Consider the following 12879-nt stretch of genomic DNA (forward strand, 5'->3'; position numbering starts at 1 on the left):
CGGGCGCCCCACGCAGGCCGGCCGTACCGCCTGCAGCCGCCCCGGACGGTGGCTTGTGCACCGATTATGACGCAGCGGCCGACCGGCTGCCGCGGCCGCCGCCGGCAGCCGGCATCCCGGGCGGCCGCGGTGGCCGGTCGCGGTCAGGGCGTCGCGGCGGTGCGGTCGAGCAGGGCGACGGCCTCGGGAATGCCGCGCGCGTCGGTCACCTGGACCACGCGCGCATCCTCGGCGGAAAACGCCGTGTCCATCTCCAGCGACCAGGTGGAGTGGTAGGGCATGTAGATGCCCCAGCCGCCGAGCTGGACGACCGGCGCGATGTCCGAGCGCAGCGAGTTGCCGACCATCGCGAACGCGCCGGGCGGGACCTCGCACTCGCGCAGCACGCGCGCATAGGCGTGCGGGTCCTTCTCGGTCACGATCTCGATCCGGTGGAACAGGTCGGCCAGGTGCGAGCGCACCACCTTGGCCTGCTGGTGGATCAGGTCGCCCTTGGTGATGAGCACGACGCGGTACGTGGTGGCGACGGCCTCCACCGCTTCGCGGATGCCCGGCAGCAGCTCGACCGGATGCGCCAGCACCTCCTTGCCGAGGCCGACCAGCCGGTGCAGGTCGGCGGCGCTGATGCGGCCGCAGGTGACGTCATAGGCCGCCTCGATCATCGACAGCGTCATGCCCTTAGCGCCATAGCCGAACAGGCCGATGTTGCCGGTCTCGATCGCCAGCAGGCGCTCGTGCACGCGCGCGTCGGCCAGGTCGATGTAGGCGCCGACGATGCGCTCGAACTCGGCCTGGGCCGCGTCGTAGTAGTCCTGGCTGTGCCAGAGCGTGTCGTCGCCGTCGAAACCAATCAGTTGCAGCATCGGAACCTGAAGCCGTCATGCCGTGCAGGCGGAAGCCGATTCTACGCGCCTTCGGCCGCCGTCTCCTGGCCGGTCGCGCCGGCGGCCGGCTGCACGCGGTTGCGGCCGCGGGCCTTGGCGGCGTAGAGCGCGAGATCGACCGCGCGATAGAACGCATCGCCGTCGGCGTGCCGCACCGGATCGTAGAGGCCGGCGCCGATGCTGACCGTGACCGGCAGCGAGCGGCCGTCGCAGATCAGCGGATCGCCCGCCAGCGCGTGACGGATCCGCTCGGCCTGGGACAGCGCGCCGGCCGCCACGGCGCCCTTGAGCACGACGCCGAATTCCTCGCCGCCGATCCGGGCCAGTACCGCGTCGTGGTCGCCGAACGCGATGCGCAGCCGCTCGGCGACCGCCTTGAGCGCGGCGTCGCCGGCGACATGGCCGTGGGCATCGTTGATCGCCTTGAAGTGGTCGATGTCCAGCAGCAGCAGCGCGACATCGGTGCCCGGCTGCGCGATCGCCGCGTCCAGTTTCGCGGCGAAGTGGCGGCGGTTGGCCAGGCCGGTCAGCGCGTCGGTGCGGCTGAGCCGCGCGTAGCGGTCGCGCTGTTCGCGCAGTGCCTCGTGCAGGTCCAGCTGCTTGAGGTAGTCGCGGCGCGACCGCAGCATCGCGAAGACCAGGTAGCCGCCGTAGAGCCCGAATGCGGCCGCCAGCATGTGCAGGCCGGGCATCGTCCACAGCACGATCAGCGGCGGCAGGAAGATCGCGGCGATGCCGGCGACCGCGATGCGCAGGATCGTCGTGTACAGGTGGGCGAAGACCGTCGCATAGGCGATCGTGCCGAACAGCGACAGCGTCCGGACCGGCGCCGGGAAATAGTCGTCCAGCAGGATCCAGACCTGCATGCCGCCCCACAGCAGCGCGCTCAGCGCCATCACGCCGGTGTAGCGCCGGACCCAGGCGCCGCCGTCGCCGTCCGCTGCCGGCGGCCGCATCGACTGGCGGACCAGGGCCAGCAGCAGGAAGCTCGCCAGCAGGGCGCCGGCGGCGACCGGATAGGCGGCGTGCATGTCCGAGGCCAGGATCGCCGCGACCGCCCCGATCAGGTACAGGTAGCCGCTCGTCGCCGAGCGCGAGAACGTATCGGCGATCGCCAGCTGATTGCGATAGCCGGCGCGTTCGGCGCCGGCCGTCGATGTCGGGAAATCCTCGGAATCCACGCCCGGCCGTCCTGGTGGGATCGGCCGATCCGGGCCGAGCCTCGTGCGCGCACCCTCCGACAGCCGGCCGGGCCTGTCAAGCCGGAGCCCGGCGGTTTCGCGCGGAGCGGGCGTGCGCGAGGCAGCCGCCGACGTGCGGTGGACGCGCCTGGTCGCGCGTACATCGCCGCTGCAACCGGGGGGCGCCGCACCTGCGCTTGGGCGGCGTGGTGTTCGGTATCCGCATTGACGAAGGGCGCATCGGCGCCCGCGGCATTCATCCCTGGCCGGCGCCGATGCTGCGGCTGCTCGTTGCTTCGGCGTGGCAGCGCCGGTCGCACCTAGGCGATGCCGAGGCCTTCGATCGAGCCGATCGTGTCCGGGTCGAAGCCGGCCAGCGCCGCGAAGGCGCGTCCGCGCTCGGCATAGTCGCGGAACTGGTCGAAGCTGGGCGCGCCGGGCGATAGCAGCACGGTGCCGCCGGCCGGCGTTTCCTCGCGCGCGGCAGCCACCGCCTCGGCCAGCGTCGTGACGATCCGCAGGCGGTAGCCGCCGCCGGTCTCGCGCAGCAGTGCGCCCACGCGTGCCGCGCTGGCGCCGTTGACGACGATCGCCTGCGGCGGCTGCCGGTGCATCGCCGCGGCGAACGGCTGCCAGTCCAGGCCGCGGTCGTGGCCGCCGACGATCACCGTCGCGCGGCCGGGATCGGCCAGGCTGTGCAGGGCTTCGAGCGTGGCCTGCGGCGTGGTCGCGATGCTGTCGTCGACGAAGTGCAGGCCGGCGCGCTCGCCCAGCGGCTGCAGGCGATGCGGCAACGGACGGAAGCTGCCCAGGTGGGCCGCGGCGGCGACGGCGTCCTCGCCGGCGGCCTCGATCGTGGCGAGGGCGGCGCAGGCATTGAGCGCATTGTGGCGTCCCGGCAGCGCCAGCACGCCGGAGGCGGCCAGTGTCCGCGAGCCGCAGGCGATGCCGCCGGCCGCGACATGCCAGCCTTCGGGCGTACCGAAGCAGCGGACCGCAGGGTGGGCCGCGGTCAGCCGCTGCAGTTCCGGCTGCAGGCCGTTGACCACCAGCACGCGCGCGGCATCGGCGAGGCGCAGCTTGTCGGCGACGTAGCGCGCGCGATCGCCGTGCCAGTCCAGGTGTTCCTCGTACAGGTTGGTCACCAGGCCGACCGCGACCTCGCCGGCCTCGCCGGTCTGGAAGCTCGACAGCTCGATCACCCACCAGTCGGGTGGCTCGGCGGGGTCGAGCAGGTCCAGCAGCGGCAGCCCGATGTTGCCGGCCAGCGCGACGCGACGGCCGCTGCGACGCAGGAGATGCGCGATCAGCGCGGTGGTGGTGCTCTTGCCCTTGGTGCCGGTCACCGCGACCACGCGCGCCTCGGGATGCTCGGCGAACCACAGCGCCGTGCCGGACGTGAAGCGCGTGCCGTTGCGGCGGGCGTCGAGCAGGTCCGGCAGCCAGGCGCTGATGCCGGGCGACTTGATGACGACGTCGAAGGCCGACAGCGTGGCGGCATCCGGCGCCGCGGTGAGGATCCGCGTCGGCTCGGCCTGCGGCTGCGCGGGTGCCGCCGCCAGGTCGGCCCGGACCTGCGCCGCTTCGTCGGCCCGGCACAGCACGGTCAGCGGCAGCGCCGGCAGGCGCCGGCGCAGGGCGGCGATCGCGGCCCGGCCTTCGCGGCCGTAGCCCCAGATCGCCACGCGCAGGCCGGCGAGGTCGGCGATGCGCATCGTCAGCCGCACTCGGCCAGGGCGGTCAGGGCGGCCGGGATGCGGTGCTCGCCGGACGGCACCAGCAGCGGTTCGAGTGCGAGCTCGCCGGCGGCCAGCTGCGGCCGGATCTCGGTGGTGAAGCGCTCGACCAGGGCGTCCTCGCGCCACTCCGCGCGGCGTGCGAGAAACGCCAGCGCGGCGCGCGACTCGCGGCCCTCGCCGACGCATTCGAACGGCTTGTGGTCGCGATACTCCAGCAGCGCGTCGAAACCCGGGGCCAGCTCCGGCTGGTCCAGCAGGTTGCCGCCGAAGATCCCCAGCAGGCGCGGCTTGGGCATGAACGGCGCCAGCGCCAGGAACACGAAATGGCACTTGGGGCACTGGCCGCACCAGCGGTCGGCCGGCTTCGGGCCCAGGAGGCGGAAATTGCGGTTGCAACTGGAGAACACCGCGTCGTAGCGGCTCTCGCGCGCGAAGCGCTCGGCCACGGCCAGCTCGGACAGCGGACGCAGCAGGGAGTAGTAGTGCAGGTCGGCGGCGATCCGCTGCGCGACCTCCTCGCCGAACCCGCGCTCGAAGTCCCAGCTCTTGCTCCACTGGTGGTTGACGGCCTGGCCCTCGTACTCGAGCGTCGCGCTCGACGCCGAGCGTTCGTTCGAGAACGCGATCGCGTCGTAGCCGTAGAGGATCGCCGCGACGACCAGGATCGCCGAGTTGATCGCGGTCACCGGGACGTGGCCGTTCCAGGCGCCGGCGCGGTTGTATTCGAACAGCAGCGGCGAGACCTGGCGGGTGATGTTGAGCGTCGGCAGGCCGGTGCGCGCGGCGCAGGCCTCGATCAGCGGGGACGTGCCGATCCATGCCGCGGTGGCCGGCTCGCCGGCCCGCTTGAGCAGTTCCACGCTGACCAGTGAATCCTTGCCGCCGCCGATCGGTACCAGGGTACGGCGCGGCAGGTGCAGGGCCGGTGCCGCGGCGCCGTCGCCGGCGACGGCCGGGAAGGCGATCCGGTCGCGCAGGTCCAGGCGGTTGTGCCAGGCGAACTCGCCCAGGCCGTGCCGGTAGAGGTCCTCCAGCAGGGCTGCGGTCGGTGTCGCCGGCAGCGTCCCCTCGATCGCGAGCTGCCGCGGTATGCCGGCCTTGTAGTAGCTGACACCGGCGACCAGGAGCAGCAGGTCCAGCGCGCGCTCGAACGCCGCGCGCCGGTCCGGTGCCGGTTGCGGCGCGCCGGGGAAGCCGATGCGCTCGACCAGGTCCGGGCCGTCGTCGAACGCATAGGTCAGGCGCACCTCGCCGTCGACGTAGTCGCGGCCGACGAAGCGGAACGCACGCGCCGCGCGCGGGTCAGGCAGGGTCACGGGCAAGCTCCTTGCGTCGCCGCGCGGCGGTGTCCTGCGCGAGCCACGCGGCCAACAGAAACGAGGGAATGCCGACCGCGCCGAGCGAGGCCAGCGAGAAGAACAGCGCCTGCAGCGGCAGGTTCCAGCCGCCGCCGTGGATCCAGTAGGCCGGTCCCGTCGCCAGCATCAGGGCCAGCGCCAGCAGCAGGCCGAACAGCGCATGGCTCAGCGCCGCCATGCCGATGCCGGTCTGCCAGCCGCCGCTGCCGCTGCGGGCGCGCCGCTCCAGGGCCGACCAGCGCAGCCAGGCCGCCAGCCCGGTGGCGGCCACCGCCGGCACCGCGACCAGGGCGACGCGGCGGAGGGCCGCGCCGAGCGGGCCCCCGGCCAGCAGCAGCACCCACAGGGCCGCGATGCCGGCCGGGATCGCGGCGGCGACCAGGTGCAGCCGGGCGCGCGCGCCGATCAGACGACCACCTCGGCCGCCGGCTCGCGCAGGTTGTAGCGCGAGCCCATCGCGGCGCCGTAGGCGCCCGCTTCGGCGATCAGGATCACGTCGCCTTCGCGGCAGGGCGGCAGCCGGCGGTTGTGGCCCAGCACGTCGCCGGTCTCGCAGATCGGGCCGACCACCTGGACCAGGTCGGTCGGCGGCTCGTCCAGGCGCGAGAGGTTGACGATCGCGTGCCAGGCCTCGTACAGCGCCGGCCGGATCAGCGAGTTCATGCCGGTGTCGATGCCGACGTAGTGCACCTCGCCCTTGCGCTTGACCTGGGTCACGCGGGCCAGCAGCACGCCGGCTTCGGCGACCAGGTAGCGTCCCGGCTCCATCCACAGCCGGAACTGCGGATAGGCGCGCTGCACCTCGGCCAGCGCGGCGCCGAGCTCGGCCAGGTCCAGCGGCACGTCCTCCGGCCGCGAAGGCACGCCGAGGCCGCCGCCGAGGTCGAGGATCTCGATGCGGTTGAAGCGCTCGGCCAGGCTCGCCATCTGCGCGCAGACGCCACGCCAGTGGCCGGCGTCCAGGATGCCCGAGCCCAGGTGCGCGTGCAGGCCGACGATCCGCGCCCCGTGCCGGCGCGCGTGCTCGCGGAAGGTCTCGATCTCGTCCAGCGCGACGCCGAACTTGGACTGGGCGCCCCCGGTCTTGACCTTGTCGTGGTGGCCGCGGCCGCTGCCGAGGTCCACGCGCAGCAGGATGTCGTGGCCGGCGAAATCTGCACCCCATTCGGTGATCGGGTGCAGCGCGTCCAGCGTGACGCGCACGCCGGCGGCCAGTCCGGCGCGGTACTCCTCGCGCGGCGCGAAGTTCGGCGTGAACAGGATCCGCTCGGGTGCGAGATCCGGCAGCGTGCGGCGGACGTGCTCCACCTCGGCGAAGGAGACGCATTCGAACGCGAAGCCTTCGGCGTGCAGCGTGCGCAGGATGTCGGCCTGCGGATTGGCCTTGAGCGCATAGTGCCAGCGGTCGACCGCGCCGAGCGCGGTCAGGCCGCGCGCCTGGGTGCGGACCTGGTCCAGGTCGTAGGCGTAGCGCGGGGTACCGGCTGCGGCCAGCTCCAGCAGCGCCGTACGGCGGCGGCGCCACCAGGCGGCCGGCGCGGCGGTGGCCGCGCCTTCGGCCAGCTCGCGCCAGCTCGGGCCGAACACGGCGCCGTCGTCCACGCGCATCGCCTCGGCGCGGATCAGCAGTGCGTGCAGGCGCGGGATCAGCGTGTCGGCCAGGCCTTCCTCGACGACGAAGGTCAGGTTGAGGTTGTTTGACGACTGCGAGATCAGATGCACGTCGAGCGCACCGAACTCGGCGAGCACGGCCGAGAGCTTGTGCAGCATCGCGCGCATGCCGCGCCCGACCATCGTGATCGCGGCGCAGGGCGCGATCACCTTGACCCGGCAGAACTGTTCCAGGTCCGCGCACAGCCGCGCCAGCACGTCGGAATTGAGCAGGTTGTCGGACGGGTCGAGCGAGACGGTGACATTGGTCTCCGCCGAGCCGATCAGGTCCACCGACAGGCCGTGCGCCTTGAAGGCGGCGAACACGTCGGACAGGAAGCCGACCTGCTGCCACATGCTGATCGACTCCATCGAGACCAGGGTGATGCCCTTGCGCGAGCTGATCGCCTTGACGCTCGGCGCCGTCTGCACCGTGCTCCAGCCGATCGCGGTGCCGGGCAGGTCGGGCCGGTTGGTGTCCTTGATCCGCAGCGGCACGCGCGTTTCGCGCAGCGGGTGGATGCAGCGCGGGTGCAGCACCTTGGCGCCGGTGGTCGCGATCTCCTGCGCTTCGGCGTAGTCGAGCCGGGACAGCAGCCGCGCATCGGGCACCTGGCGCGGATTGGCGCTGAACATGCCGGGCACGTCGGTCCAGATCTCGACCGCCTCGGCCGAGAGCAGGGCGCCGTAGTAGGCGGCCGAGGTATCCGAGCCGCCACGGCCGAGGACCGTGGTCATCCCTTCGGCATTGCGCGCGATGAAGCCCTGCGCGATGAAGACATCGCCGCGCGCGGCCAGCGCAGCGGCGGCGGCCGGGTCCGGCCGGGCCTCGACCGAGGCCGACAGCCAGCGGCCCCATTCGCTCTGGTTCGGCAGCGCCTCGCAGCGGAAGTGGTCGCGCGAATCGATCCAGTGCGTGGCCAGGTCGGTGGCATTGAGGTACAGCGCGCCCAGCGTGCTCGACAGCAGCTCGCCGTGCGCGAGTAGTTCGGCCTGCCAGGACAGCACGCCGGCCGGTCGCCGCGGATCGCCGAGCAGCTGGTCCAGGCGCGCCAGCCAGCCGTCCAGGGCGTTGCGCGAGCGCAGCTCCAGGTCGTCGAACAGCGCGTGATGGCGCTCGACGATGCCGACGTAGAACGCGCGGCAGCGCGCGGCGTCGGCGCAGGCCTCGCCGATCGCCTTGAGCTGGTCGGTGATGCCCGACAACGCCGAAACCACGATCAGCACCCGTTTTCCCTGTTTTCGGTGGGTCCCTGCAATGCGCGCGATGGTGTCCCAGCGCGGCCGCGTCGAGACGCTGGTGCCGCCGAACTTGATCACGATCCACGGCGCGTCGGCCGGGAGCAGGGCAGGGGTGCTGTTCACGTGTTCGTCGAATCCTCGGGGGGCTGGCGTGAGAGGGGCGCGCGACCGCGGCCGTACGCGCCGTGCCGCATCGAGGCGGCCGGCGCGCCGGTGCGCGTCCGGCGGCCGCATTCTTTCGTGCGGCGCAGCAGAACGCAACGGCGAAACGGGCGCCGTGCTGTCCGCCGGCGGGCGGCCCCGGGGCGATTTCCTACGGCCCGCGGCGAAAAGGCGGCGCTCTGTGCCCGGCCGCTTTCGCGGTACTATCCTGCGCCTCGTCCAGCGCGCACTGCGCGCCGCATTCCCGGAGGTTTCTGTTCATGGCACGTGGTATCAACAAGGTCATTCTCGTCGGCAACCTCGGCGCCGATCCGGAGACCCGCTACACCGCCAGCGGTGCGGCGATCACCAACATCCGCCTGGCCACCTCCGAATCCTGGCGCGACAAGCAGACCGGCGAGAACCAGGAGCGGACCGAATGGCACCGCGTGGTGCTGTTCGGCAAGCTCGGCGAGATCGCCGGCGAGTACCTCAAGAAGGGACGGCAGGTCTACATCGAGGGTTCGCTGCGGACCAACAAGTACACCGACAAGGACGGCGTCGAGCGCTACACCACCGACATCGTGGCCAACGAGATGCAGATGCTCGGCGGCGGTGGTGCCGGCGGCGGTGGCGGTGAAGGCGGCTACGGTGGCGGCGGAAGCGGGGGTGGTGGCGGTGGCGGCTACGGCCGCGAGCGCGGCCCGGCCCGTGGTGCCGCGCCGGCGCGCTCGGCACCGCCGGCCTCCTCGAACCAGCCGCCCGACACCTTCGAGGACGACGACATCCCGTTCTGATCCCGGCCGGCATCCGGCGCTGCGGCCTCGCCGCCGCGCTCAGCCGTCGAAGCCGTTGCCGAACAGGGTTTCCGGCGGGCCGTCGGGGTGGAACACCACCACCTGGTAGGACAGGCTGGCCGGGATGCCGTTGCCGCTGGCGCCGTTGATCGTCACGCGGTAGACCGTATCCCGCGCCGGCTGGCCGTAGTTCATGCCCTGCGGCAGCCAGACCAGGGTGTTGTCGGCATAGCCGATGTCGTTGGCCAGCGGCTCGTAGCCCACGCTGCCGAGCGCCTGGCCGTCGCGTGTCATCGTGACGGTCGCCTGGGCGAAGTTCGCGCCCGGCCACGAGAACGACCAGCGGTTGGAGAGGCCGGGCAGCAGCTGCCACGGCACGTAGCCGGCCGGCGGCCAGGCCACGCCGCCGGGCGTGGCGGGACGGTTGCCGAAACCGCCGATGACGCGCAGCGCATTGGAGGGCCAGCTGGCGCTGCCGTCGATGCTGCCGGACGCCATCTGCGCCTGCGGTGGGTAGAGGATCCAGCGGCGGTGGCCGACCATGCCGTTGCCGCTGCCGTAGTCGTCCATGTACGCGACCATCGCGTCGGGGCCGGCCAGCCCCAGCGCGATGTTGGAGGCCCCGGCAGCGCCGGCGCCGGCCGCCGTATGGCACAGCCAGCCGTCCGGCGGGCTGTGGCTGATCTGGCCGTTGGCCGCGAACATCAGGGCCGCCTCCTGCGCGCCCTGTACCGCCGTGGCGTCCATCAACGCCACGGTGCCGGGCAGCCCTGCCAGGGCACGGTAGAAATTCACGCGCTCGATCGTCGCCGCCAGGTAGGCCGCCGTCGTGGTGCCGGCGGCGCAGGGCGTGATCGTGCCGGTCCAGCCGATGGCTGCCAGCGACTGCGGCAGGAACACGCCGAAATAGGCATTGCTGACCGAGGTCCGGCTGGCCGGATCGATGGTCACGGTGCATGCCGCGCTGCCGGCATTCGGCGATGTCGAAGCGGCGGCGGTCGTCGTGGCCGCTTCGGCGGAATCCATACGTGGTGGCGGAGCGAGTCCGCCGTCGGGCGGGACCTGGGCGCCGGCCAGCGGTGCGGCGGCCAGCACGGCGGCCAAAGCGGCCGGTCGCCAGGTCCGCAGGGGCGGTGCCGGGCGGACGGCGCGGCCGCCGCCGGTTGTGGAGCGGGTCATCGGTTGCGGGTTCTCACGGCACGAAGGGCGCGGCAGTCTGCCCGCGGCGATGTCAAGCAATCGCTGCCAAAGCCTCAATATCGTGTTCGACCGGCCTCCTGTGGGATCATGCCGGCCTGTCTGGCCGCGTGCGGTGCGCCGGCCGCTCCACCCGAAATCTCTTGCCGATGGCTTCCGCTACGTCCGATCGCCTGCTGCTGCGCTTGAGTCCCGACGGGCAGGTGTCCTGGCTCGGCAGGTCCGGCGCGGGCGTGGCCGGCGATCCGCCACCGGCGATCGTCGCGCAGGCGCGCCAGATCGTCGTGCTGGTGCCTTCCGAAGACGTGCTGCTGGCCGGCGTGACGCTGTCGGCGCGCAGTCGCGCCCAGCTCCTGCGGGCGCTGCCGTTCGCGGTGGAGGACCTGCTGCTGGCGCCGGTCGAGGAGCAGCAGTTCGTGCCGGTGCCGCTGGCGGGGCCGGAAGCCGACCGGCTCGGTGTGCTGGTGGTCGCGCGGGCGCGCCTGCGCGACTGGCTCGACCAGCTCGCCGCGCGCGGCATCAAACCCGATGTGCTGTTGCCGGAGACGCTGGCACTGGCGCCCGCCACCGCGCTGGTCGAGCCGGGCCGCGCCGTGCTGCGCGTGGCGCCGGACGCGGGCATGGCCTGCCCTGCCGACGGCCTGGCCGACTGGCTCGGCCAGGCCGGGGTTCCGGCGTCCGAGCTGCAGGTGTACGACTTCCGCAGCGCCGGCGCGCCGGTACTGGCGGGCGCCGGCCGCTACCACGAGCGCCAGCGCGACGTGCTGGCGTTCCTCGCCGCAGGGCTGGCGCGGATACCGGCGAACCTGCTGGAGGGCGACTTCGCGCCGGCGCACCGCGGTGCGGCCGGCGGGCGCCGCTGGCGGCTCGCGGCGGCGCTGGCCGCGGTAGTGCTGCTGCTGGGCCTGGCCGAGCGCGGCCTGGGCGTGATGCGCCTGCAACGCGAGTCCGACCAATTGCAGGCGGCGATGCGCGAGAGCGTCCGGCAGGCGCTGCCCGAACTGGACGGCGATGCCCTGGCCGGCGTCCAGCCGGACCAGTTGCTGCAGTTGCGGCTGCAGGGCCTGCGCGGCGGTAGCGGCGATGGACTGCTCGGCCTGCTGGCGAAGATCGCGCCGGTGCTGGCCAGTGGCACGCGCGTGCAGACGCGCGGCCTCGAGTACCGCAACGGCGCCCTGGAACTGGGCCTGCGCGCACCGGACGTGCAGACGCTGGATCTGTTGCGCGAGCGCCTGGCGGCGCTGCCGGGGTTGCGCGCCGAGATCACCGGCACCAGCCAGACCGGGCAGGATCCCGCGGGCGGCCAGGCCGGCGTCGACGCGCGCATCCGCATCAGCGGAGGTGGCGCATGATCGCTGCCTGGTGGCGTGCCCGCGCATCGCGGGAGCGGCAGGTGCTGGCGGTCGGCGGTCTCGTCGCGGTGATCGCACTGGTATGGGCGCTGGTTTGGCATCCGCTGGGCCGGCAGCATGCCGAGCTGGCGCTGGCGGTCGAGGCCGGGCGGGCGCAGCTGGTGCAGGTGCGTGGCGCGGCGGCGGAGCTGGGCAGCCTGCGCGCCGCCGGCACCCGGACCCGGGCCGATCGCGAGGGCAAGTCGCTGCTCGCGCTGGCGGACGCCACCGCGCGCAGCGACGGCCTCGAGAGCGCCCTGCGCCGGGTCGAGCCGGTCGCCAGCGGCAGCGTGCGCGTCAGCTTCGAGTACGCCGCCTTCGACGACGTCGTCGCCTGGCTGGAGCGGCTGGCGCGCGACTACGGGATCCAGGCGAGCGATTTCTCGGCCGACCGCGTCGAGGGCGTCGGTCTCGTGAACGCGCGGGTAACATTGCAGGACGCCCCCTGAGGTAAGGTCACCGGATCGCTGCGGCGGGATCTCCGGCCCGCGGTCTTCTTCGTCCATCGTTCGTCTTGCCCGATTCCCATGCGCATCTTCAAAGTCCTGATCCTCCTGGTGGTTCTGCTGTGCGTCGTCGCCGGCGTGTTCGTCTGGACGATGCCGGCGGAGCTGGCCTGGCGCTGGGGCGGGCACCGGTTCGCACCGGTGGTGCTGAGCGGTGTGCGCGGGAGCGTCTGGGACGGGCACGCCGACGGCGTCAGCGTCTTCGGCCGCGACCTCGGCGAGCTGTCCTGGACGATCGCCAAGGGGCCGCTGCTGCGGGGCCGCGTGGCGGCCGACATCCGCATCAAGGGCGCCGACGTCGAGGCCGCCGGCCTGGTGACCCGCCTGCCGGATCGCAGCATCGACCTGCGCGACGTGCGCTTCCGCTTCGCCGCGCAACTGGCCGCGCCCGCGCTGGACATCCCGGCGTTGAACCTGCTGGGCACCTTCAACGGCGTCCTCAACCAGGCGCGGATCGCCGAGGGCCGGCTGCAAGGTGCCAACGGCGCCGGGCGCTGGAGCGATGCGGGCGTCTCGGGCCATGCCGAGGCCCGGTTCTCCGACATCCTGGTGGACTTCTCGTCCAAGCCCGACGGCGGCATCGGCGGTGTCGTCCGCGACGATGGGCAGGGAAACCTCGCGGTCGAGGGCATGTTCGACGTCGGCAGCGACCGCTTCGGTGCCGAGGCGCGCCTGGCGGCACGCAACGACGACGTCCGTGTCCAGGAGGCGCTGCGCTACGTGGGCCAGGCGCAGCCGGACGGGTCCTCGCACCTGGTCGTGCAGGGCCGCCTGTTCCCGCTGCTGTAGCGCC

General features: G+C 72.9%; 11 protein-coding genes. 4 read left to right on the forward strand and 7 right to left on the reverse strand.

Annotation, left to right across the window (positions count from 1 at the left end; translation table 11 throughout):
* Window positions 1–143: 143 nt before the first annotated feature.
* The 6 genes from I596_RS03785 to I596_RS03810 form a co-directional block, all read right to left on the reverse strand.
* Window positions 144–863: an HAD family hydrolase gene (locus tag I596_RS03785; protein ID WP_067644413.1), complete on the reverse strand. Its 720-nt coding sequence runs from the start codon at window positions 861–863 to the stop codon at window positions 144–146.
* Between the two features lie 41 nt (window positions 864–904).
* Entirely contained in the window at window positions 905–2065 is a 1161-nt protein-coding gene (locus tag I596_RS03790; RefSeq protein WP_067644416.1) for a GGDEF domain-containing protein, read from the reverse strand.
* 320 nt (window positions 2066–2385) lie between these two features.
* Window positions 2386–3780, reverse strand: coding sequence for a UDP-N-acetylmuramoyl-L-alanine--D-glutamate ligase (gene murD, locus I596_RS03795; protein ID WP_067651394.1), 1395 nt, complete (start codon window positions 3778–3780; stop codon window positions 2386–2388).
* A 2-nt stretch (window positions 3781–3782) separates the two neighbouring features.
* Window positions 3783–5120: a UDP-N-acetyl-alpha-D-muramoyl-L-alanyl-L-glutamate epimerase gene (gene murL, locus I596_RS03800; RefSeq protein WP_335340375.1), complete on the reverse strand. Its 1338-nt coding sequence runs from the start codon at window positions 5118–5120 to the stop codon at window positions 3783–3785.
* Window positions 5107–5502 (reverse strand): hypothetical protein, encoded by a 396-nt coding sequence (locus I596_RS03805; protein ID WP_067644425.1) that lies wholly within the window; start codon window positions 5500–5502, stop codon window positions 5107–5109. The genes murL and I596_RS03805 overlap by 14 nt, the downstream gene beginning before the upstream one ends.
* Window positions 5503–5567: 65 nt before the next feature.
* Complete coding sequence (locus tag I596_RS03810) at window positions 5568–8177, reverse strand: bifunctional aspartate kinase/diaminopimelate decarboxylase (protein ID WP_257722436.1); 2610 nt, start codon at window positions 8175–8177, stop codon at window positions 5568–5570.
* A 299-nt stretch (window positions 8178–8476) separates the two neighbouring features.
* On the opposite strand from I596_RS03810, the gene ssb reads away from it, so the two are divergent.
* Window positions 8477–8992 carry a single-stranded DNA-binding protein gene (gene ssb / locus I596_RS03815; protein WP_067644428.1) on the forward strand — a complete coding sequence of 172 codons (516 nt, stop codon included), beginning with the start codon at window positions 8477–8479 and terminating at the stop codon, window positions 8990–8992.
* 39 nt (window positions 8993–9031) lie between these two features.
* Here the strand turns inward: ssb and I596_RS03820 are convergent, their stop codons facing one another.
* Window positions 9032–10171: a CAP domain-containing protein gene (locus I596_RS03820; RefSeq protein ID WP_067644431.1), complete on the reverse strand. Its 1140-nt coding sequence runs from the start codon at window positions 10169–10171 to the stop codon at window positions 9032–9034.
* Between the two features lie 167 nt (window positions 10172–10338).
* On the opposite strand from I596_RS03820, the gene gspL reads away from it, so the two are divergent.
* The 3 genes from gspL to gspN all read left to right on the forward strand — a co-directional run bounded on the left by gspL (window position 10339) and on the right by gspN (window position 12875).
* Window positions 10339–11541 carry a type II secretion system protein GspL gene (gene gspL / locus I596_RS03825; protein WP_067644435.1) on the forward strand — a complete coding sequence of 401 codons (1203 nt, stop codon included), beginning with the start codon at window positions 10339–10341 and terminating at the stop codon, window positions 11539–11541.
* Window positions 11538–12029: a type II secretion system protein GspM gene (gene gspM / locus I596_RS03830; protein ID WP_067644437.1), complete on the forward strand. Its 492-nt coding sequence runs from the start codon at window positions 11538–11540 to the stop codon at window positions 12027–12029. Before gspL ends, gspM begins: the two co-directional genes overlap by 4 nt.
* Window positions 12030–12107: 78 nt before the next feature.
* On the forward strand, window positions 12108–12875 hold the full coding sequence (gene gspN / locus I596_RS03835; protein ID WP_067644439.1) for a type II secretion system protein N: 768 nt from the start codon (window positions 12108–12110) through the stop codon (window positions 12873–12875).
* The last annotated feature ends 4 nt before the right edge of the window (window positions 12876–12879 follow it).

This window comes from Dokdonella koreensis DS-123, from assembly GCF_001632775.1.
GTDB classification, from domain to species: Bacteria; Pseudomonadota; Gammaproteobacteria; order Xanthomonadales; family Rhodanobacteraceae; genus Dokdonella; species Dokdonella koreensis.

What these genes read in the sequence shown, in the direction of transcription:
- I596_RS03785 (WP_067644413.1), bottom strand. Translation starts at nt 863, where the DNA reads ATGCTGCAACTGATTGGTTTCGACGGCGACGACACGCTCTGGCACAGC.
- murD (WP_067651394.1), bottom strand. Translation starts at nt 3,780, where the DNA reads ATGCGCATCGCCGACCTCGCCGGCCTGCGCGTGGCGATCTGGGGCTAC.
- ssb (WP_067644428.1), top strand. Translation starts at nt 8,477, where the DNA reads ATGGCACGTGGTATCAACAAGGTCATTCTCGTCGGCAACCTCGGCGCC.
- I596_RS03820 (WP_067644431.1), bottom strand. Translation starts at nt 10,171, where the DNA reads ATGACCCGCTCCACAACCGGCGGCGGCCGCGCCGTCCGCCCGGCACCG.
- gspL (WP_067644435.1), top strand. Translation starts at nt 10,339, where the DNA reads ATGGCTTCCGCTACGTCCGATCGCCTGCTGCTGCGCTTGAGTCCCGAC.
- gspM (WP_067644437.1), top strand. Translation starts at nt 11,538, where the DNA reads ATGATCGCTGCCTGGTGGCGTGCCCGCGCATCGCGGGAGCGGCAGGTG.
- gspN (WP_067644439.1), top strand. Translation starts at nt 12,108, where the DNA reads ATGCGCATCTTCAAAGTCCTGATCCTCCTGGTGGTTCTGCTGTGCGTC.